Source organism: Pseudomonas sp. PDM01, assembly GCF_014852325.1.
Lineage (GTDB): Bacteria > Pseudomonadota > Gammaproteobacteria > Pseudomonadales > Pseudomonadaceae > Aquipseudomonas > Aquipseudomonas migulae.
Genome location: NZ_JACVBK010000001.1, coordinates 820,594 through 841,988 on the forward strand (window position 1 = coordinate 820,594; position 21,395 = coordinate 841,988).

At 61.0% G+C, this 21,395-nt stretch carries 11 protein-coding genes; 8 read left to right on the forward strand and 3 right to left on the reverse strand.

Annotated elements, in window-relative coordinates; genetic code table 11:
- Nucleotides 1-12: 12 nt before the first annotated feature.
- The 8 genes from treZ (at nt 13) to IB246_RS03785 (ending at nt 13,382) form a co-directional block, all read left to right on the forward strand.
- Entirely contained in the window at nt 13-1,809 is a 1,797-nt protein-coding gene (treZ, locus tag IB246_RS03750; RefSeq protein ID WP_008038336.1) for a malto-oligosyltrehalose trehalohydrolase, read from the forward strand.
- Nucleotides 1,806-3,884: a 4-alpha-glucanotransferase gene (gene malQ / locus IB246_RS03755; protein WP_008038334.1), complete on the forward strand. Its 2,079-nt coding sequence runs from the start codon at nt 1,806-1,808 to the stop codon at nt 3,882-3,884. Before treZ ends, malQ begins: the two co-directional genes overlap by 4 nt.
- On the forward strand, nt 3,881-6,652 hold the full coding sequence (locus tag IB246_RS03760; RefSeq protein ID WP_008038332.1) for a malto-oligosyltrehalose synthase: 2,772 nt from the start codon (nt 3,881-3,883) through the stop codon (nt 6,650-6,652). Before malQ ends, IB246_RS03760 begins: the two co-directional genes overlap by 4 nt.
- Before the next feature lie 2 nt (nt 6,653-6,654).
- The gene (locus IB246_RS03765; protein ID WP_008038331.1) at nt 6,655-6,981 is read left to right on the forward strand and encodes a DUF2934 domain-containing protein; all 327 of its coding nucleotides are present in this window, start codon (nt 6,655-6,657) and stop codon (nt 6,979-6,981) included.
- Nucleotides 6,982-7,179: 198 nt separating this feature from the next.
- Nucleotides 7,180-9,339 carry a glycogen debranching protein GlgX gene (gene glgX, locus IB246_RS03770; RefSeq protein ID WP_008044002.1) on the forward strand — a complete coding sequence of 720 codons (2,160 nt, stop codon included), beginning with the start codon at nt 7,180-7,182 and terminating at the stop codon, nt 9,337-9,339.
- A gap of 215 nt (nt 9,340-9,554) precedes the next feature.
- Entirely contained in the window at nt 9,555-10,313 is a 759-nt protein-coding gene (locus tag IB246_RS03775; RefSeq protein WP_192227257.1) for a PIG-L deacetylase family protein, read from the forward strand.
- 783 nt (nt 10,314-11,096) lie between these two features.
- Nucleotides 11,097-11,897, forward strand: coding sequence for an endonuclease/exonuclease/phosphatase family protein (locus IB246_RS03780; protein ID WP_008041048.1), 801 nt, complete (start codon nt 11,097-11,099; stop codon nt 11,895-11,897).
- Nucleotides 11,898-12,314: 417 nt separating this feature from the next.
- The gene (locus IB246_RS03785) at nt 12,315-13,382 is read left to right on the forward strand and encodes an autotransporter outer membrane beta-barrel domain-containing protein (protein ID WP_008041049.1); all 1,068 of its coding nucleotides are present in this window, start codon (nt 12,315-12,317) and stop codon (nt 13,380-13,382) included.
- A 144-nt stretch (nt 13,383-13,526) separates the two neighbouring features.
- On the opposite strand, the gene glgB is transcribed toward IB246_RS03785, so the two are convergent.
- From glgB to IB246_RS03800, 3 genes are all read right to left on the reverse strand, one after another.
- Nucleotides 13,527-15,758: a 1,4-alpha-glucan branching protein GlgB gene (gene glgB / locus IB246_RS03790; RefSeq protein WP_008035616.1), complete on the reverse strand. Its 2,232-nt coding sequence runs from the start codon at nt 15,756-15,758 to the stop codon at nt 13,527-13,529.
- Between the two features lie 2 nt (nt 15,759-15,760).
- Complete coding sequence (gene treS / locus IB246_RS03795) at nt 15,761-19,102, reverse strand: maltose alpha-D-glucosyltransferase (protein WP_008041050.1); 3,342 nt, start codon at nt 19,100-19,102, stop codon at nt 15,761-15,763.
- 168 nt (nt 19,103-19,270) lie between these two features.
- Nucleotides 19,271-21,265: an alpha-1,4-glucan--maltose-1-phosphate maltosyltransferase gene (locus tag IB246_RS03800; protein ID WP_008041051.1), complete on the reverse strand. Its 1,995-nt coding sequence runs from the start codon at nt 21,263-21,265 to the stop codon at nt 19,271-19,273.
- Nucleotides 21,266-21,395 lie beyond the last annotated feature (130 nt).

Below are 21,395 nucleotides of genomic sequence, written 5' to 3' on the forward strand. Positions count from 1 at the left end.
AGGTTTTCAACGATGCCGTTACGGACCCTTGAGACCTGGCCCCACGGCGCAATCATGCTGGACGCAGAGCACACGCGTTTTGCCTTGTGGGCGCCGGATGCTTTTTTTGTCAGTGTCGAACTGGAAGATGGACAGTCCTTGCCGTTGCTGCCTCAGGCCGATGGCTGGTTCGTGATCAAGACGCGCTGTCCTGCGGGCACGCGTTACCGCTACAACATTGATGGCGAACTCGAGGTGCCCGACCCGGCCTCCCGCGCTCAGGCCGGTGACATTCACCGGCACAGCGTGGTGGTCGATCCCCTCGCCTACACGTGGCGACACCGCGACTGGCTGGGGCGGCCCTGGAACGAGGCGGTGATCTACGAGTTGCACGTCGGTGCGCTCGGCGGTTTCGTCGAGGTCGAGCAGCACCTGGCGCGGCTTGCCGGACTGGGCATTACCGCCATCGAACTGATGCCGCTGGCGCAGTTCCCCGGTGATCGCAATTGGGGCTACGACGGGGTTCTGCCCTACGCGCCCCAAGCCTCCTATGGCACGCCCGAGCAACTCAAGCACCTGATCGACAGCGCCCACGGCCATGGTCTGGCGGTGATGCTCGATGTGGTCTACAACCACTTCGGCCCGGACGGCAATTACCTGCATCGCTACGCCAAGGCCTTCTTCAATGAAGACAAGCACACGCCTTGGGGCGCGGCCATCGACTTCCGGCGACGCGAGGTGCGCGACTTTTTTATCGACAATGCGTTGATGTGGTTGCTGGAATACCGCTTTGACGGTTTGCGCTTCGACGCGGTGCACGCGATCAAAAGCCCGGACTTTCTACAGGAATTGGCGCAACGCATCCGGCAGCAAATCGACCCGGCGCGCCACGTGTGGCTGACAGTCGAAAACGAACACAACCAGGCCAGCCTGCTGCAGGAAGGTTACGACGCGCAGTGGAACGACGACGGCCACAACGCCTTGCACGTGCTGCTGACCGGTGAAACCGAGGCCTATTACGCCGACTATGCCGACAACCCTACCGAACAGTTGGCGCGCTGCCTGAGCCAGGGCTTCGTATTCCAGGGCCACACCAACCGCCACGGCGAAGCCCGCGGCGAGCCCAGCGGTCATTTGCCGCCCACGGCGTTCGTGCTGTTCTTGCAGAACCATGACCAGATCGGCAATCGCGCATTCGGCGAACGGCTGCACCAACTCGCCCACCCCGACGCCTTGAAAGCCGCGACGGCGTTGTTGCTGTTATCGCCGATGATCCCGCTGATGTTCATGGGCGACGAGTTTGCCGCCGAGCAACCGTTCCTGTTTTTCACCAGCCATCACGGCGAACTGGCGGAACTCGTTCGCGAAGGTCGGCGTAACGAATTTTGCGCGTTCGATGCATTTTCCGATCCGGCCAAGCGTGAACAGATTCCCGACCCGAACGCGCAGCAGACCTTCGAAGACTCACGACCGAATCTGACGGCGAGCGGGCAATCGGCCATTTACACGCTGTATCGCCAACTGCTGAAAATCCGCCACGAGCAGATCATCGCGCGCCTGCCCGGTGCACACCCGCTGGGTGCCGAGGTACTGGCGCCGGGCGCGGTGAGCGCACGCTGGCAACTGGGCGATGGCAGCCTGCTGCGCATTGACCTGAACCTCAGCGACAAGCCGGTGGTCCACTCCCCACAGGCCGGCACTTCGTTGTTGTTCGAACACCCGCCGAAGTCCGCCGACCTGCTGAATCAGGGCACCCTTGCCCCGTATTGCGCGCTAGTCAGCCTCACGACCGCAGCCCCTTTGCTACCCCCGGATGGAGAGCGCCCATGAGCGATGCGCAATTGGAAATACTGGCCAGCCGAGCTGGCCTGGCCGTCGACTGGATCGATGCCAACGGCCGCCCACAAAAAGTCGCGCCATCGGTGTTACGCAATGTCCTGACCGGGCTCGGCCATCCGGCCGGCAGCGCCCAGGAGATCGATGCCAGCCTGCAAGAATTGCAGCAAGTGCAACAAACCCGGCATCTGCCGCCGCTGCTGACCGCGGACGTTGGCGTGGGCCTCAGCCTCGCGCATTATTTTGAGCCGCAGACCCCCTGCGAGATCCACCTTGAGGACGGATCGCGGTTAAACCTGAAACTGGATGCCCAGGCGATGTTGCCCGGCCTGATTCCCGTCGGTTATCAGCACGTCACGATCGACGGCCAATCCTTTACGCTGGCCGTGGCGCCGGCACGTTGCTACAGCGTCAGCGATGCGGTCGACAGCCCGATCCCTCGCGCCTGGGGGCTGAGCGTGCAGCTGTACTCGCTGCGCCGTCCCGGCGATGGCGGTTTTGGCGACACCCAGGCGCTGGAAGACCTGGCCCGCGTTGCCGGTGAGCGTGGCGCCGAAGCGCTGGCGATCAGTCCGCTGCACGCGATGTTCAGCAGCGACACCCAGCGCTATAGCCCTTATTCGCCGTCCAGCCGCCTGTTCCTCAACAGCCTGTACGCAGCACCCGGCGCGATACTTGGCGAACGAGCGATGCGCACGGCGATTGACGCCACCGGGCTCGCCGCCGAGCTCAAGCATCTGGAACAACAGCCGCTGGTTGACTGGCCTGTGGCGGCCGACGCCAAGCACCGTTTGTTGCAGGCGTTGTACGAAGGTTTTGTCCAGGGCGAACACCCGTTGCACGCCGACTTCAGCAGCTTCCGCCACGCGGCTGGCGAAGCGCTGGAGAACCACTGCCGTTTCGAAGCCATTCAGGAGGCCCGTGCCGCCAAAGGTGAAAACCTCGACTGGCGCGAGTGGCCCGAGCAATGGCGCGACCCGCGCAGTGCTGCGCTGGCTGAATTTGCCGAAGAGAACGCCGGGCGCATCGGCTTCTTCGCCTTCTGCCAGTGGTTGATTACCCGTTGCCTGGAGCGCGCACAATCCGCTGCGCGCAGTAGCGGCATGAGCATTGGCCTGATCGCTGACCTCGCGGTCGGTGCCGACGGCGGCGGCAGCCAGGCCTGGAGTCGCCAGGACGAATTGCTCGCCTCGCTGACGGTGGGTGCGCCGCCGGACATTCTTAATCGCACCGGGCAGGGCTGGGGGATTTCCGCTTTCTCGCCCGAAGGCCTGGTGCGTCACGGATTTCGTGCGTTCATCGAAATGCTCCGGGCCAACTTCGCCCATGCCGGTGGCCTGCGCATCGATCACGTCATGGGCCTGCAACGGCTGTGGGTGATCCCCAACGGCGCGTCACCCGCCGATGGCGCTTATCTGTATTACCCGGTGGACGATCTGCTGCGCCTGCTGACCCTGGAATCCCATCGGCATCAAGCCATCGTCCTCGGCGAAGATCTCGGGACAGTGGAAGACGGCCTGCGGGAAAAACTCATCGCCCGTTCGATTCTCGGCATGCGCGTGTTGCTGTTCGAGCAGGACAACACACACTTCAAGCCGATCCTCGACTGGCCGGACAACGCACTGGCCACCACCAGCACCCACGATTTACCGACGCTCAACGGCTGGTGGCATGGCCACGATATCGACTGGAATGCCCGATTGGGCCTGGTCGACGCCACGGGTGAAATCGAGTGGCGCCGTCACCGCGAACGCGAGCGTGAAGGCCTGCGCCGGGCGTTGAGCCAGGACCCGCAGAACTTCCGCGAAGAGTCCCATGAGACCGATCAGATACTCGACGCAGCCATCCGCTTCCTCGGCCATACCCGCGCGCCGCTGGTGTTGCTGCCGCTGGAGGATGCCCTAGGCATCGAACAGCAGGCCAACCTGCCCGGCACCATCGACACCCATCCGAATTGGTCGCGCCGCTTGCCCGGTGCCAGCGAAGCCTTGCTCGATGACCTGGACGCTGCCCGACGTCTGGAATTGCTTGCCTGCGCGCGGCTTCAGGCGGCCGAGCGTGACCGATGAATCAACCACGCGCGACCCTGCGTTTGCAGTTTCATAAGGGCTTCACGCTGGACGATGCGGTGCCGCTGGTGCCCTATTTCTCGCGCCTCGGCATCAGTCATGTCTACGCCTCGCCGCTGCTGAGCGCACGCGCAGGTTCCATGCACGGCTATGACGTGGTGGACCCGGGCACGGTCAACCCGGAACTGGGCGGCGAAGCGGCGTTGCGCCGTTTGGTCAGCGCGTTGCGTGAGCAGAACATGGGGCTGATCCTCGACATTGTCTCCAACCACATGGCCGTCGGTGGCGGCGATAATCCCTGGTGGCTGGACTTGCTGGAATGGGGCCGTTTGAGCCCGTACGGCGAATTTTTCGACATCCAATGGCATTCGCCCGATCCGTTGATGGAGGGTCAGCTCTTGCTGCCATTTCTCGGCAGCGACTATGGCGTGGCGTTGCAGGACGGCACCCTGCCCTTGCGCTTCGATGCGCAGCACGGTGCTTTTTACGTCGAACACTACGATCATCACTTCCCGATTTGCCCGATGGACTACGGCGAATTGCTCAAGGACGATACCGAGCGATTCAAGTCACTGGCCGACCGCTTCAGCACCTTGAGTTACCAGACTGACGCCCACCGCTTGGCGAAACCGTTGAAAGACGAGCTGCGCGAACTGGCCAGCGACCCGGCCCTGCTTCAAGTCATCGAGCAGAACCTGCAAGCCTACGATTCGCTCACGCCGGACGGTTTCCAGCGCCTGCATCAGTTGCTGGAACGTCAAAGCTATCGCCTCGCCAGTTGGCGCACGGCGGCGGATGACATCAACTGGCGGCGCTTTTTCGATGTCAATGAACTGGGAGGTCTGCGTGTGGAGCGCCCGGCGGTGTTCGAAGCCACTCACGCAAAAATCTTCGAACTGGTCGCCGAGGGCCTGATCGACGGCCTGCGCATCGACCACATCGATGGCCTCGCCGATCCACGCGGTTATTGCCGCAAACTGCGACGCCGGGTCGACAGCCTGACGCCGGGCCGACACCTGCCGATCTACGTCGAGAAGATTCTCGGTGAAGGTGAAACCCTGCACCGTGACTGGTCGGTGGATGGCACCACCGGTTATGAATTCATGAACCAGGTGTCCTTGCTGCAACATGATCCCGCTGGTGAGAAAACCCTCGGCGAATTGTGGAACCGCTACAGCGAACGGCCCGCCGATTTCCGTCAGGAAGCACACCTGGCCCGCCAGCAAATTCTCAACGGTTCGCTTGCCGGCGACTTCGAAAGTGTCGCCCAGGCGCTGCTGCAAGTGGCCCGGGATGATGTGATGACCCGCGACCTGACCCTCGGCGCGATTCGTCGGGCGTTGCAGGAACTGATCGTGCACTTCCCGGTGTATCGCACCTACATCAGCCCTTGTGGGCGTTCCGCTGAGGACGGTGGTTTTTTTCAGCAAGCCATGGACGGCGCGCGGCAAAACCTCAGCGAAGCCGATTGGCCGGTACTCGATTGCCTGGCCCGATGGCTGGGCGGCGAACCCTGGCGCAAACGCCCGGTGGGCCGTCCGCGCAAGATGCTCAAGCATGCCTGCGTGCGTTTTCAGCAACTGACTTCACCGGCAGCGGCGAAGGCCGTCGAGGACACCGCGTTTTATCGCTCGGCGGTTTTGCTGTCGCGCAATGACGTGGGGTTCAACACAGAACAATTCAGTGCACCGGTGGCTGACTTCCATGCCGCGTGCCTCAATCGTCTCGAAGAATTCCCCGACAACCTGCTGGCCACCGCGACCCACGACCACAAACGCGGCGAAGACACCCGCGCCAGGCTGGCGGTGTTGAGCGAGCGCAGCGCGTGGTTCGCCGAGCAGGTGCCGCTCTGGCAGACACTGGCCCGGCCGGTGCGCGCCGACGATGCGATGCCGTCGGCGGGTGATGAATTGATTCTGTATCAGACGATTCTCGGCAGTTGGCCGCTGGAACTGCGCGTCGACGATCGGCCCGCGCTCGAGGACTACGTCAAACGTCTCTGGCAGTGGCAGCAGAAAGCCTTGCGTGAAGCCAAGCTGCAAAGCAGCTGGAGCGCGCCGAACGATGCGTATGAACGTGCGACCCAGGCGTTCATCGAACGTCTGCTGCTAAGCCCCGAAGCCGAGCTGCTGCGCGCAGCCCTGAGCAAAGCCGTGACGTCCATCGCCGCCCCCGGCGCACTCAACGGATTGGCGCAAACCTTGCTGCGCATGACTGTGCCGGGCATTGCGGACCTTTACCAAGGCAACGAGTACTGGGACTTCTCGCTGGTCGATCCGGACAACCGTCGCCCGGTGGATTACGCGAGTCGCCAACACGCCATGCAACGTCCGCCGGAACTGCCGGAACTGCTGGCCAACTGGCGTGACGGACGCATCAAACAAACCCTGATCGCGCGCACATTAAGCCTGCGCGCCCAACAGGCCGAGCTGTTTCAACGCGGGACGTATCAAGCGCTGGAAGTGGTCGGCTGCGAGGCACACCGAGTGCTGGCATTTGCGCGCTCGTACAACCAGAAGCAGGCCATCGTGATCGTCCCGATACGCTGTGCAGGCCTGCTGAAAAACAGTGCCATACCCCATGTCGGCGCGCCGCAGTGGGGCGATACGCGAGTCAAATTACCGTTTACCACCCCTGCCGAAAATCTGAAGGGACTTTTTTCCAGCGTCGCAGTCACAGAACACAAGGAGCTGATAATTGGCGCCGCGCTGGGGGATTTCCCGGTCAATCTCTTTATCCAAAACTTTGAGTTCAGTTCAGGAGCATAGCGATGAGTACCGACGATAAACGCATCCGCGAATTTGCCTATCAGATCTGGGAATCGGAAGGAAAACCCGAGGGCCATGAAGCCCGGCACTGGGAGATGGCTCGAAAACTGGCAGAAGCCGAAGCCCTGGCCCCCAGCAAATCGCCCAAGGCAGCCGGCAGCAAAGCGGCAGGCACCAAGCCTGCCGTCAGCAAAACCGCCAACGGCAAGGCTGGCGAGCCGAAAACCAAAGCCAAGGCGAAACCCGCCGCTGCGGCAAAGGTGATCCCGCCCGGGGAAAAATCCACCGAGAAGAAACCTCGCGCAGCGCGTAAACCGCCTGCGGTCTGACGCTTCCCGGCATTGTCCTGACTGACCTTGTGGCGAGCGACCTCTCGCCACCGTGGGCGCGTTCGCCCCCGATAAACCTGTAGGAGCGAGGCTTGCCCGCGAAGGCGGTGTGTCAATCAACATTCGAATCGACTGACACGCCGTCTTCGCGGGCAAGCCTCGCTCCTACAGGGGATTCCCCCAATTGCAGGAGCATCTATGACCAGTCCAAAAAAAGCCGCGCCAGAACCTCAGGCCGAGGCTTCGCGAATCCGGGAAGGCCTGCCCTTCCCGCTGGGCGCCACCTGGGATGGTCTGGGGGTCAACTTCGCCTTGTTCTCCGCCAACGCAACCAGGGTTGAACTGTGCATCTTCGATGACGCCGGCGAAGTTGAACTGGAGCGCATCGAACTGCCGGAATACACCGACGAGATCTACCACGGCTACCTCCCCGACGCTCATCCGGGGCTGATCTATGGCTACCGTGTTTATGGCCCGTATGACCCGGCCAACGGGCATCGCTTCAATCACAACAAACTGTTGATCGACCCCTACGCCAAACAACTGGTCGGCCAGTTGAAATGGTCCGAAGCGCTGTTCGGCTACACCATCGGCCACCCCGACGCCGACCTCAGTTTTGACGAACGCGACAGCGCGCCGTTTGTACCGAAATGCAAGGTGATCGACCCGGCGCACACCTGGGGCCACGACCACCGCGTCAGCGTGCCGTGGGACAAAACGATCATTTACGAAACTCACGTGCGCGGCTTCAGCATGCGTCACCCGTCTGTCCCCGAGAGCGTGCGTGGCACCTTCGCCGGGTTGATGGTCGATGACATGCTGGAACACATCCGCAAGCTCGGCGTATCGACCGTGGAATTGCTGCCGATTCACGCGTTCGTGAATGACCAGCACTTGTTGCACAAAGGCATGACCAATTACTGGGGCTACAACAGCATCGCGTTTTTTGCGCCGGACCCGCGCTACCTGGCCAGCGGCAAGATCGCCGAGTTCAAGGAAATGGTCGCGCACCTGCACGAAGCCAATCTGGAGGTGATTCTCGACGTGGTGTACAACCACACCGCCGAGGGCAACGAACAGGGCCCCACCCTGTCGATGCGCGGCATCGACAACGCCTCGTATTACCGCTTGATGCCCGACGACAAGCGCTTCTACATCAACGATTCCGGCACCGGCAACACCCTGGACCTGAGTCACCCGTGCGTGCTGCAAATGGTCACCGACTCCCTGCGTTACTGGGCGTCGGAAATGCACGTGGACGGGTTCCGCTTCGACCTGGCGACCATTCTCGGGCGCTACCACGACGGTTTCGATGAACGTCACAGCTTTCTCGTTGCCTGCCGCCAGGACCCTGTATTGCGCCAGGTGAAAATGATTGCCGAGCCGTGGGACATTGGTCCCGGTGGCTATCAGGTCGGTCGCTTTCCACCGGGCTGGGTTGAATGGAACGACAAATTCCGCGACACCGTGCGCGCGTTCTGGAAAGGCGACGACGGCCAACTCGCTGACTTCGCCAGCCGGATGACTGCCTCCGGTGAAATGTTCAATCAGCGTGGTCGGCGGCCCTACGCGTCAGTGAACTTCGTCACCGCTCACGACGGCTTCACCCTCAACGACCTGGTGTCGTACAACGAAAAACACAACGAAGCCAACGACGAGAACAACCAGGACGGCAGCAACAACAACCTGTCCTGGAACCACGGCGTCGAAGGCCCGACTGATGACCCGGAGATCAACGCGCTCCGCCAGCGGCAGATGCGCAACTTCTTCGCCACCCTGCTGCTGTCCCAGGGCACGCCGATGCTGGTGGCCGGTGACGAGTTCGCCCGCACCCAGGACGGCAACAACAATGCCTATTGCCAGGACAGTGAAATCGGCTGGGTCAATTGGGACCTGAGCGAAGATGGCAAGGCGTTGCTGAAGTTCGTCAAACGCCTGATCAAGTTGCGCCTGGCCTACCCGATCCTGCGACGCGGGCGCTTCCTGGTGGGCAATTACAACGAGGACATCGGCGTCAAGGACGTCACCTGGCTGGCGCCGGATGGCAGCGAGATGAGCACCGAACAATGGGAGGAATCCCACGGCAAATGCCTCGGCATGTTACTCGATGGCCGAGCCCAGGAAACCGGGATTCGCCGCAAGGGCGGTGATGCCACCTTGCTACTGGTGGTCAACGCGCACCACGACATCGTCAACTTCACCTTGCCGCAAGTGCCGGATGGCAGGTTCTGGACCTGCATGGTCGACACCAATCAGCCATCGATCCGCGGTCAGGAGCGCTTTGAGTTCGGCCACGAATATTCGGTCACCGGCCGTTCGCTGCTGCTGTTCGAATTGCAGCGTGAGGAAGAAGAGTGAAATGAAACTACGGGCGTTTCTACATGGCCAGGCAGCAGACGGACACTGGAGCGACTCCAGCGATAATTGCGCGACCTGGCACAGCCCGGAGAAAAATATGCACCGGTGGGAACATCGACGCGACGAATAGCGTGACTTGAGCAATACTCTGCTCGCAGCAATCCAGGGTTCGGAGAGCGGCACATTGCTATCAATTAGAACAAGGACGTAGCCCGATGAAATCCGTTTCCATCAGCGACAGCAGCCTTACTGCACAGATCTGGAACAACGCGCCTCAGCTCGACAACATTCCCGTCATCAACACCCAGACCCTGGTCCCGCCCGGCGCCCGCGCCGTGGTGATCGCGCCGCATCCCGGCGATGAAGTCGTGACCTGCGGCGGACTGCTGCAATTACTCAGCGCTCTGGGCCATCCCCTGCAATTGATCTCGATCACCGACGGCAGCGCCAGCCATCCGGGGTCACAGCAGTGGTCGGAGAAACGCCTCAGCGTGTTTCGTCCCCAGGAAAGCGTCGAAGCCTTGCGCCGCCTCGGTTTGCCGATGCACAGCCTGAAGTGGATTCGCGGTGGGTTCACCGACAACGCCCTGGCTGAGCGCGAACTTCAGTTGACTCAATTCATCGCGCGGTACTTGCGGCCTGGTGATGTGGTGTTCAGCACCTGGAGCGAGGACGGCAATGTCGACCACGACGTCGTCGGCCGCGCCAGTGCCAAAGCCGCCGCCTCGGTCGGTGCTGCGTTCAACGAAGTGCCCGTCTGGGCGTGGCATTGGCCCTCGCGTGATCGAGGGCTGATCCCGTGGCACCGTGCCCGCAAGGTTCGCCTCGACACCTGGACCGTCGCGCGCAAAAGCCACGCCACCCACGCCTACGCCAGCCAGCTCGACGGCGAACCCGCCATCGGTATCGCCCCGCTGCTGCCCCGGGTGCTGCTGGAACGCATGCGGTTGCCCTATGAAATCGTCTTCGTCTAAACCAACACCCCCTGCAGGAGCCAGCTTGCCGGCGATGAGGCCCTTGAACCTTGCACTAATCTTGAAGACGCCATCGCTGGCAAGCCAGCTCCTACAAGGTTGTGTCGATCACAGGTTTGAATTTGCCCCCGCCCCTGTAGGAGCCAGCTTGCTGGCGATGAGGCCCTCGAACCTTGCGCTAATCTTGAAGACGCCATCGCCGGCAAGCCAGCTCCTACAAGGTTGTGTCGATCACAGGTTTAAAGTTGACCCCACCCCTGTAGGAGCCAGCTTGCCGGCGATGAGGCCCTTGAACCTTGCGCTAATCTTGCGGACGCCATCGCCGGCAAGCCGGCTCCTACAAGGTTGTGTCGATCACAGGTTTGAATTTGCCCCCGCCCCTGTAGGAGCCAGCTTGCTGGCGATGAGGCCCTTGAACCTTGCACTAATCTTGAAGACGCCATCGCTGGCAAGCCAGCTCCTACAAGGTTGTGTCGATCACCCGCTCGAAATTGCCCCCACCCCTGTAGGAGCCAGCTTGCTGGCGATGAGGCCCTTGAACCTTGCACTGATCTTGCGGGCGCCATCGCCGGCAAGCCAGCTCCTACAAGGTTGTGTCGATCACAGGTTTGAATTTACCCCCGCCCCTGTAGGAGCCGGCTTGCTGGCGATGGGGCCCTTGAACCTTGCGCTAATCTTGAAGACGCCATCACCGGCAAGTCGGACCGCAGCGCATGCTCAAACTGAACTGCCCGCCCCCGCATCAGTCGCATACATAAGCCAGCCTGATTCAGAGGAGTCAAAGTGACCAGTGATTCCAAGCGCCAGACCGTCGAATCGACGCCATTGAACACGCCGCCGGCGATTAATCGACTCAGAGTGCTGACGGTCAACACCCACAAGGGCTTCACCGCGCTAAACCGACGTTTCATCCTCCCGGAACTGCGTGAAGCGGTACGCAGTACGTCCGCCGACCTGGTGTTCCTGCAGGAAGTCGTCGGTGAACACGAACGCCATTCTTCCCGCCTCAACAACTGGCCGCAGACCTCGCAATACGAGTTCCTGGCCGACAGCATGTGGAGCGATTTCGCCTACGGCCGCAATGCGGTCTACCCCAACGGTCACCACGGTAACGCGCTGCTGTCAAAATACCCGATCCGCGAATACCGCAACCTCGACGTCTCGATCACCGGTCCCGAACGCCGAGGTCTGCTGCATTGCCTGCTCGACGTACCGGGCCACGCCGAAGTCCACGCGATTTGCGTACACCTGAGCCTGCTGGAAAGTCATCGTCAGTTGCAGCTCCAGTTACTCTGCCAACTGCTTGAGTCTTTACCCGACGATGCACCGGTGATCATCGCCGGCGACTTCAACGACTGGCAGCTACAAGGCAACGCCGCCCTCGCCCGCCACGACTACCTGCACGAAGCCTTCGAGCGCCACCATGGTCGCCCGGCAAAAACCTATCCGGCACGGTTTCCGTTACTGCGCCTGGACCGGATCTATCTGCGCAATGCCAGCAGCCATGAGCCGCGGATATTGGGCAGCAAGCCGTGGACGCATCTGTCGGATCATTTGCCGTTGGCGGTGGAAGTGCGTCTTTAGTGTTTCAGGCATGATCCGTCAGGCATCATTGATATTGACAGTAATGTTCTAAGGGATGCGACCGTGAATCTCGCCGCTCACATCGACTTTCTTACCGACCGTCGGCTGCTCAAACGCCTCTGGAACAATACTTTCACGATGATTTTTCGTACAAACAAGAACTTAGATAAGCGCCAAAAAACAATCAGTTGCAACGGCTAAATTAGACATACCGCTTATCGTTCATTTTCTTGACGCGACGCCATCGGTCTTCTTGACTTGACGTTACTACCCCCGGAAGTACCACCCGGAGCAGCCCCCAGACACCCGTCAAAACGGGCCGCCAGCGGCTTGCCCCAGTCCATTCGGTCGCCCCTCAATCAGGGGTAGGAGAGACGCCAGAGCGAGATACCACATGCGACTGCAAGGTAGACCTCCATGAAAACTTCATTCACCCCACAAGAGATCAAAGTTACTTTTTGCACAGTGTCGAGTTCACTCTTGCTGTGTTCATCCATGGAAGTGCAGGCCTCGCCTGCCGAGGAAGAAACAACCCCCTGGTATGACCAGGAGGTCCCGGTGCTCACCTTGCCCTCGCTCGCTACCAACTACCCCGGCCGCTTCAGCGCCAACCCTGATCTGCGAAGTTCACACCTGACCATCGAAGACGCTGCGCCCTCGGCCTGGGATCAGCTCTATGGACAGGTATCGCGTCAGGCACAAACCGATTATCTGTCCCAGGGATTCAGCATTCCTGGCGCCAACGAATTCAAAGGCCCGGCGATCCTCACCCTGCAAAGCGGTAGCGGCCATACCCAGCAGGTCGGGCTGATCGGCGGGATGAGCCAGTTTCAAGGCAACAGCAACGGCCTGCTGACCAGTCGCGCCCTTGCCGACCCCAACACCGACACCCTCAACCTGCAAGGCCAGAGCCTCGGCGCCTACTGGAGCCTGACCGGCCCACAGGGCTGGCACGTCGACTTGACGGCCAGTGGCGGTCGGGTCAACGGCTTCAGTCGTAATGAACAGGGAGCCCGACAAGCCACCGAAGGCAGCGCAGTCACCTTCTCGGTGGAAGGCGGCTTTCCGATTGGTCTGGGCGACAACTGGGTGGTCGAACCCCAGGCTCAGTTGATCAATCAGCGCATCACCCTGGACACCCCGTACGCCGGTTCCGGCAACGCTTCGTCCAGCGACCTGACATCCTGGAGCGGTCGGGTCGGTGCACGGTTGAAAGGTAGTTACGACATCAACGGCCTCGGGGTCGAACCGTATGTGCGGACCAACTTGTGGCACACGGTGTACACCGGCAATACCGTGACCCTGGATCAGGTCGACAAGATAAGCACCAGCCGCTATTCATCGACAGTCGAAGTGGGTTTGGGCCTGGTGGCCAGAGTGACTCCCGCCGTGAGCCTGTATGTCAGCGCGGATTACAGCAGCAGCGTGGATGAAAATGATTTGAATGGGCTGATTGGCAGCCTTGGCGTGCGGATGCGCTGGTGAGCGTCGGTTTTCAAGAAATGCGTTGTCCCGGCTGACAACATCGCGGGCAAGTCGGGTCGTCGCACCGCTGCTCCCACAGGTACAGCATGACCCCTGTGGGAGCGAGACCGGCTTGCCGGCGAATGGCAGCGACGCGTTTTTAGATCAACCCTCCGGCCTCAACATCAACACCGCCAACGGCGGTAAATTCAGCACCAAGGAAAGCGCCTGCCCATGGCTCGCCTCTTCCTCGGTAGACGCCCCGCCGCTGTTCCCGTAATTCGACCCGGCATACGTCGCTGCATCGCTGTTGATCACCTCAGTCCAGCGCCCCGCAAACGGTACGCCAATGCGATAAGCCTGGCGCGGCACCGGCGTAAAGTTGGCCACCACCAGCACCGGCCGACCGTCCTTGCTCCAGCGCAGGAACGCGTAAACGCTGTTGATCGCGTCATCGCCAATCAGCCACTGGAACCCTTGCGGCACGTCGTCCTGCTCATGCAGCGCCGGTTCTTCGCGGTACAGCCGATTCAGGTCACCGACCAATGTCTTCACACCTTGGTGTTCCGGGTACTGCAGCAAGTACCAATCCAGCTGCTGATCATGATCCCACTCGCGCCACTGGCCAAACTCGCAGCCCATGAACAACAGCTTCTTGCCCGGATGCGCCCACATGAAGCTCAGGTACGCACGCAGGTTGGCGAATTTCTGCCAGCGGTCGCCGGGCATTTTGTCGATCAGCGAGTGTTTGCCGTGGACCACTTCGTCGTGGGAGATCGGCAGGATGAAGCGCTCGGACCAGGCGTATACCAGGCCGAAACTCAGTTCGTTGTGATGATGCGCGCGGTACACCGGATCCTGCTGGATGTAATGCAGCGAATCGTGCATCCAGCCCATGTTCCATTTGTAATCGAAACCCAGGCCGCCCTGTTGCGTGCTCTGGCTCACGCCTGGCCACGCGGTGGATTCTTCGGCGATCACCAGTGCGCCAGGGGCTTCGAGGTTGACCACGTCGTTGAGGTGACGCAGGAAGTCGATCGCTTCAAGGTTCTCCCGCCCGCCGTGACGGTTCGGCACCCATTCGCCGGCCTTGCGCGAGTAATCGCGATACAGCATCGACGCCACCGCGTCGACGCGCAGGCCATCGACATGGAAATGCTTGAGCCAGTGCAACCCCGACGCCAGCATGTAACCGTGCACTTCGGTGCGGCCAAGGTTGTAGATCAGCGTGTCCCAATCCTGGTGGAAACCTTCCAGCGGGTTGCCGTATTCGTACAGTGCGGTGCCGTCGAATTGCGCCAGGCCGTGGACATCGGTCGGGAAATGCGCCGGCACCCAATCGAGGATGACGCCGATGTCGGCCAGGTGACAGGCGTTGACGAACGCGGCGAAGTCATCCGGTGAACCGTAGCGTGCGCTCGGGGCGAATTGCGAGAGCAGTTGATAGCCCCACGAACCGCCGAACGGGTGCTCCATGATCGGCATCAGCTCAATGTGGGTGAAGCCCAGATCTTTCACGTACGGGATCAACCGTTCACCCAGTTCGTGCCAGGTGTACTGGCGCGCGACTTCGCCCAGATCGTCCAGTTCGCACTGCCAGGAGCCGGCGTGCAATTCGTAGATCGACAGCGGCGCGCTCGGTTGTGAACGCTCGACGCGTGCCTGCATCCACGCGTGATCCTGCCACTCGATGCTCAGGGGTGAGGCGACTTTCGACGCGGTGTCCGGTGGCAGCGCGGTGGCCAGGGCCATCGGATCGGCCTTGAGCGGCAGAATGCCGTGGGCACCGAGGATCTCGTACTTGTAAGCCTCGCCTGCCTGCATGCGCGGGATGAACACTTCCCAGACACCGGTCGGGTGACGCGAGCGCATCGGGTGCCGGCGGCCATCCCAGTTATTGAAATCGCCGACCACCGACACCCGCCTGGCGTTGGGTGCCCACACGGCAAAACGCACGCCGTCGACACCGTCGACGTTTTTCAGCTGCGCACCGAGGCAACTGCTCAAGTCGCGGTGATTACCCTCGGCGAACAGGTACAAGTCCATTTCACCGAGCAACGGGCCAAAGCTGTAAGGGTCCTCGGACACCTGTTCACCGCCGGCCCAACGGGTGCGCAGCACGTACGGCTGCGCGTGCTCGAAATGCCCGACAAACAACCCCGGCGTCTGGGTGGCCTCCAGGCTGCCGAGTTCTTCGCCGGAGTCCTTGGCCAGCACCTGCACGCTCAGCGCGTCAGGTAGATAAGCCCGAATAAATTGCCCGCCAGCACCATCGCCATGGGGGCCGAGGATTGCAAAGGGGTCGTGATGTTCAGCGCGTACCAGCGCATCGATGTCCCGGGACCTGGGCAGTAACGCCTCTCTAGCGTGACCCTGTTCCTTGTTCGAGAAACTCATGACTACTCTCCACCAAGATCGGAAAAGGGTTTAAGCCCACTCAATAATCCATATAAACCGTGCAAGGGCACGGGCAACCAGGTGGGCCGATTCTCTGCCTCATAGGCCACCTCATACGCCGCTTTCTCCAGACTGAACAACGCCAGCGCGGCGTCCTCGCCTTCCGGATCTTGCCACGCATGAGCAAGACTAGCTGCCGCCAGCCGATAAGCGTCGACAAATGCCTGTCGCGCTTCACTTAAATAGCGATCGGCGACACGCTGGCGAGCCGCCTGCACATCGGTGGTGTGATCGGCGTTGTGCACGTTGATCGTCATCGCCGCAGCGTAGTCGAAGGAACGCAACACGCCGCTGACATCCTTGTAGGGGCTGTGTTTGCCGCGCCGTTCGGCCAGTGGCCGCGCCGGTTCACCTTCGAAGTCGATCAGGTACGCATCCCCCTTGATCACCAGCACCTGCCCGAGGTGCAAGTCGCCGTGGACGCGAATCCGCAGACCACCGACTGCTTTTTTACCCAGTTCCTGGACATGGCCGAGGATGGCTTTTTTGTTGTCCAGTAAACGGCTGACCAGGGTTTTGTCCGCCGGGTCCAGTTCGCTTTGATGGTGCTTGAGCAACTTCAGCGCGTGCTCCAGTTGCGCCGCGACATCCTTGGCCGAGGCCAGGGCGTCTTTTTGCGTGGTGACGTGCGGGGCGAAGTCCGGGTCGTCGGTAGACGCCGCCAGCACCAGGTGCATTTCACCCAGGCGCTGACCGAGCATAGCGGCGAAGTCTTTCAACTCGCCGAGGGCGTTGTAATGCTGTTCCTGCTCGGACATCGCGTCGGCCAGTTCATCACGCAGCGCCCGTTCGAGGTTGTTCTGCGTCCATTCCCACGCATCGCCCTGATTGCTCAAATAGCCTTGGGCGATCATCAGCAGGTTGTCTTCGCCCTTGGCGTCGCGGCGAACCACCGAGCCCAGCAGCGGCGAGATATTGGCAAAGCCTGCGTTGGTCAGGTACGCGCTCATTTCCAGTTCCGGGTGCACGCCCGAGGCGATCTTGCGGATCAGCTTCAGCACCATGGTTTTGCCCACTACCACCGAACTGTTGGACTGCTCGGCGGACAGGTAACGCACTTCCGATTCCGCCGTCAGCCCCAGGCCGGCCAGTGCGGCAGTCGGCTCGAAACGGATTTCGCCGCCATCGGAAGGCAACACCGTGTTGTCCTGCATGGCTGACAGCACGGCGCGGATGAAGTGTTCGAGGCTGAAGGCATCGGTGATCAAACCCACCTGCGGTCCGCGTCGCACGCGCGACAACGCCAGTTGCTGCGGCAATGCCGGCCCGACCTGATCGTCCGCAATAAAGCCGAACGGCAACTGGTAACGACTGGTCTGGCCGCCGCTGGTGACTTCGATTTCACTCAACAGCACCGGATGCTGCGCATCACCGAAACGCACGCCGTAGGCCAGGTTGACCTTGTCGATGGCTGCGTCTTTGCCGGCGAACCAACGCCGGTTCTGCAACCAGCTTGGCAAGATGCTCTGCTCCAACGTGCCACGGGACGGCGCTTCGAGCAGTTCCTCCATGCGTTTTTTCAGCACCAGCGTGGTGAAATCCGGCAGGCTTTGCGCCGGCTCGACGTGCCAGCTCGGCATTTGGTTTTCTGCCGCCAGCACAAACCAATAGAAACCGTACGGTGCCAGGGTCAGGAGAAAATTCAGCTGACCAATCGGTGGGAACGCATTCCCGCCGAGCATCTCCACCGGCACCATGCCGACGTAGGCCGACAGGTCGAGCTCTGCCGCTTGCGCGCTGCGGGACACGTTGGCCACGCACAGGATGATTTCGTGCTTGCCGTCGGCGCCGGTGAATTCACGGGTGTAGGCCAAAATCCGGCGGTTGCTCGGCGACAGCATTTTCAGGGTGCCACGACCGAAGGCTTTGGACTGCTTGCGCACCGCGAGCATGCGGCGGGTCCAGTTCAGCAGCGAATGCGGGTCGCCGGCCTGGGTTTCGACGTTGACCGACAGGTAGCCGTATTGCGGGTCCATGATCGGCGGCAGCACCAGGCTCGCCGGGTCGGCGCGGGAAAACCCGCCGTTACGGTCGATCGACCATTGCATCGGCGTGCGCACGCCATCGCGGTCGCCGAGGTAGATGTTGTCGCCCATGCCGATTTCATCGCCGTAATACAGCGTCGGTGTGCCGGGCATCGACAGCAACAGGCTATTGAGCAATTCCACGCGACGACGATCACGCTCCATCAGCGGCGCCAGGCGACGGCGAATCCCCAGGTTGATCCGCGCTCGACGGTCGGCGGCGTAGTAATTCCACAGGTAATCGCGCTCCTTGTCGGTGACCATTTCCAGGGTCAGCTCATCGTGGTTGCGCAGGAAAATCGCCCACTGACAGTTGGCCGGGATTTCCGGGGTTTGACGCAGAATGTCGGTGATCGGGAAACGGTCTTCCTGGGCCAGCGCCATGTACATTCGCGGCATCAGCGGGAAGTGGAACGCCATGTGGCATTCGTCACCGTTCAGGCCTTTTTTATCGGTTTCACCGAAGTACAACTGGGTGTCTTCCGGCCATTGGTTGGCCTCGGCCAGCAGCATGCGGTCGGGATAATTGGCGTCGATTTCGGCACGGATCTGCTTGAGGACGTCATGGGTCTCGGGCAGGTTTTCGTTATTGGTGCCGTCGCGCTCGATGAGGTACGGAATCGCATCCAGACGCAAACCGTCGATGCCCATGTCCAGCCAATAGCGCATGACCGAGAGCACGGCTTTCATGACCTGCGGGTTATCGAAGTTCAGGTCCGGCTGGTGGGAGTAGAAGCGGTGCCAGAAGTACTGACCGGCGACCGGGTCCCAGGTCCAGTTGGATTTCTCGGTGTCGAGAAAAATGATGCGGGTACCGTCGTATTTTTGATCGTCATCGGACCACACGTAAAAGTCCCGCGCAGCCGAGCCGGGCTTGGCTTTGCGCGCACGCTGGAACCACGCGTGCTGGTCCGAGGTGTGATTGATGACCAGTTCGGTAATCACCCGCAAGCCACGTTTGTGCGCTTCAGAGATAAAGCGTTTGGCGTCGGCCATGGTGCCGTAATCGGGGTGCACGCCGCGGTATTCGGCAATGTCGTAACCGTCATCGCGTCGTGGCGACGGGTAAAACGGCAGAAGCCAGATGGTGTTGACGCCGAGGTCGGCAATGTAATCGAGTTTGGCGATAAGGCCGGGAAAGTCGCCGATTCCGTCGTTGTTGGAGTCGAAAAAAGACTTAACGTGAACCTGGTAGATCACCGCATCCTTGTACCAGAGCGGGTCCTTGATAAACGTGGCTGCCTTGGGTTTCTTCGCCATTTGAAACTCCTGTTGAGTTCGAGAAGGTCGCTGGGCCGTGCACAGTCCTCCGACGCAATGATTTCCCTTGTAGGAGCCGGCTTGCTGGCGATGGCGGCGGGCCAGTCAACGAAACTGTTGAATGTAATTGCGCTATCGCCAGCAAGCCGGCTCCTACAGGTCCTGCGTTTAGACGGTGATGCGCCAGATCCCGAACGGCTGATGCGCCGGGTCGATCCGCATGAACTGGTACTTGCCGTGCCAGGTCCAGCGATGCCCGTTCATCAAATCCTCGCCCTGGGTGCTGGCGTCGTCGGACAAACCCATTTCCCACAGCGGCAATTCGAAATTCGCTTCCTGAACGTTGTGCGGATCGAGGCTGACGGCCACCAGAATGAAATTGCTGCCATCGGCGCTGCGCTTGCCGAAATACAGAATGTTGTCATTCCAGGCGTTGTAGACCCTTAGCCCCAAATGCGTGTGCAGCGCCGGGTTTTGCCGACGAATGCGATTGAGCTGCGCGATCTCGGCGATGATGTTGCCGGGCGCATTGAAGTCCCTTGGGCGGATCTCGTACTTCTCGGAATCGAGGTATTCTTCCTTCCCCGGCACAGGCGCGGCTTCACAGAGTTCGAACCCTGAATACATGCCCCACAACCCGGAGCCCATAGTCGCCAGCGCCGCACGGATGAGAAAACCGGCGCGCCCCGACTCATGCAGAAACGCCGGGTTGATGTCTGGCGTATTGACGAAGAAATTCGGCCGGTAGCATTCGCGCCACGGCGATTCGTTGAGCTCGGTGAAGTACGTCGACAGTTCATGCTTGGTGTTGCGCCAGGTGAAGTAGGTGTAGCTCTGCGAATACCCCACCTTGCCCAGGCGCGCCATCATCGCTGGCGTGGTGAAGGCTTCGGCGAGAAAAATCACCTCCGGGTACAGCGCCCGCACATCGGCGATCAGCCACTGCCAGAACGGCAACGGTTTGGTGTGCGGGTTGTCGACGCGAAAGAGCTTCACGCCCTCCTCGACCCAGCCGACCACGATGTCACGCAACTCGACCCACAGGCTGGGGATCGCCTCGACCGCATAGAAGTCGACGTTGACGATGTCCTGATATTTCTTCGGCGGGTTCTCGGCGTATTTGATCGTGCCGTCCGGGCGCCAGTTGAACCAGCCGGGGTGCTGTTTGAGCCACGGATGGTCCTGGGAACACTGGATGGCAAAGTCGAGCGCGATTTCCAGGCCATGGTCAGCCGCTGCAGCCACCAGCCGACGGAAGTCTTCGCGGGTGCCCAGCTCCTTATGAATCGCCTCATGCCCGCCCTCTTCACTGCCAATGGCATAGGGGCTGCCCGGATCGTCGGGGCCAGCGGTGAGCGAGTTGTTCGGGCCTTTGCGGTAGCTGCGCCCGATCGGGTGGATCGGTGGAAAATACAGCACGTCGAACCCCATGTCGTGGATCATCGGCAGCCGCGAATGCACGTCGTTGAAGGTGCCGTGACGGGCCGGGTCATCGGTGATCGAACGCGGGAACAACTCATACCAACTGGCAAACTGCGCGAGCTCGCGTTCGACATCCAGCGGAAACTCGGCGCTCAGGCTCAAATAAGCGTGGTGATCGGCCTCGGCCATCAGGTCAGCGCTACGCTGGTGCAAAAACAGTGCGACCTGCTCGGTTTCGAGCAACCCGGACAATTCATGGTGCAGCGCGGCCAGCGCTTCGCTGAGTGGTCCTTCAGTGCGTTCGGCCGCCTGCTGGACCTGATTGCGCCCCTCCTGCAACTCAAGACTGACCGGCACCCGGGCCGTGTACTTTTTTTCCAGCTCATAACAGAAGCTGGCGAACTGATCGACCCAGGCTTCGATGCAGAACACATAACGGCCCTGGCGGTCGACGCGGAACTGGCCTTGATAACCGTTGTTGCCCAACTCGCCCATGACTTCGCTCTGCCAGACTTCATCGTCGGCGGCGCGCCAGCGGACCCGGACGGCCAGTTTGTCATGACCGTCGGCGAAGACTTTGCTGGTAACGACCACGTCTTGCCCCACCACCGCTTTAACGGCGAATTGCCCACCATCGAGGGTCGGCATGGTGTTTTCGATGGCGATGCGCGGTAGCAGTAATGCCTGCGACAGCGGCATATGAGGGTTGTAGTTGAGCTCTGTGGGTTTTTCAGCAGTCATCGAGCATCTCTCCTTCACGCCCCATGGACGCTCTTGTACCTGGTCGTCATTCGCGCAAGGCCAGCGGCCCGGGAATGAACTCACTTAAGTTCCGAGCGACGGGCGCCGGTAAAAGTTCACGGGGATTTGC

What these genes read in the sequence shown, in the direction of transcription:
- treZ (WP_008038336.1), top strand. Translation starts at nt 13, where the DNA reads ATGCCGTTACGGACCCTTGAGACCTGGCCCCACGGCGCAATCATGCTG.
- malQ (WP_008038334.1), top strand. Translation starts at nt 1,806, where the DNA reads ATGAGCGATGCGCAATTGGAAATACTGGCCAGCCGAGCTGGCCTGGCC.
- IB246_RS03760 (WP_008038332.1), top strand. Translation starts at nt 3,881, where the DNA reads ATGAATCAACCACGCGCGACCCTGCGTTTGCAGTTTCATAAGGGCTTC.
- IB246_RS03765 (WP_008038331.1), top strand. Translation starts at nt 6,655, where the DNA reads ATGAGTACCGACGATAAACGCATCCGCGAATTTGCCTATCAGATCTGG.
- glgX (WP_008044002.1), top strand. Translation starts at nt 7,180, where the DNA reads ATGACCAGTCCAAAAAAAGCCGCGCCAGAACCTCAGGCCGAGGCTTCG.
- IB246_RS03775 (WP_192227257.1), top strand. Translation starts at nt 9,555, where the DNA reads ATGAAATCCGTTTCCATCAGCGACAGCAGCCTTACTGCACAGATCTGG.
- IB246_RS03785 (WP_008041049.1), top strand. Translation starts at nt 12,315, where the DNA reads ATGAAAACTTCATTCACCCCACAAGAGATCAAAGTTACTTTTTGCACA.
- glgB (WP_008035616.1), bottom strand. Translation starts at nt 15,758, where the DNA reads ATGAGTTTCTCGAACAAGGAACAGGGTCACGCTAGAGAGGCGTTACTG.
- treS (WP_008041050.1), bottom strand. Translation starts at nt 19,102, where the DNA reads ATGGCGAAGAAACCCAAGGCAGCCACGTTTATCAAGGACCCGCTCTGG.
- IB246_RS03800 (WP_008041051.1), bottom strand. Translation starts at nt 21,265, where the DNA reads ATGACTGCTGAAAAACCCACAGAGCTCAACTACAACCCTCATATGCCG.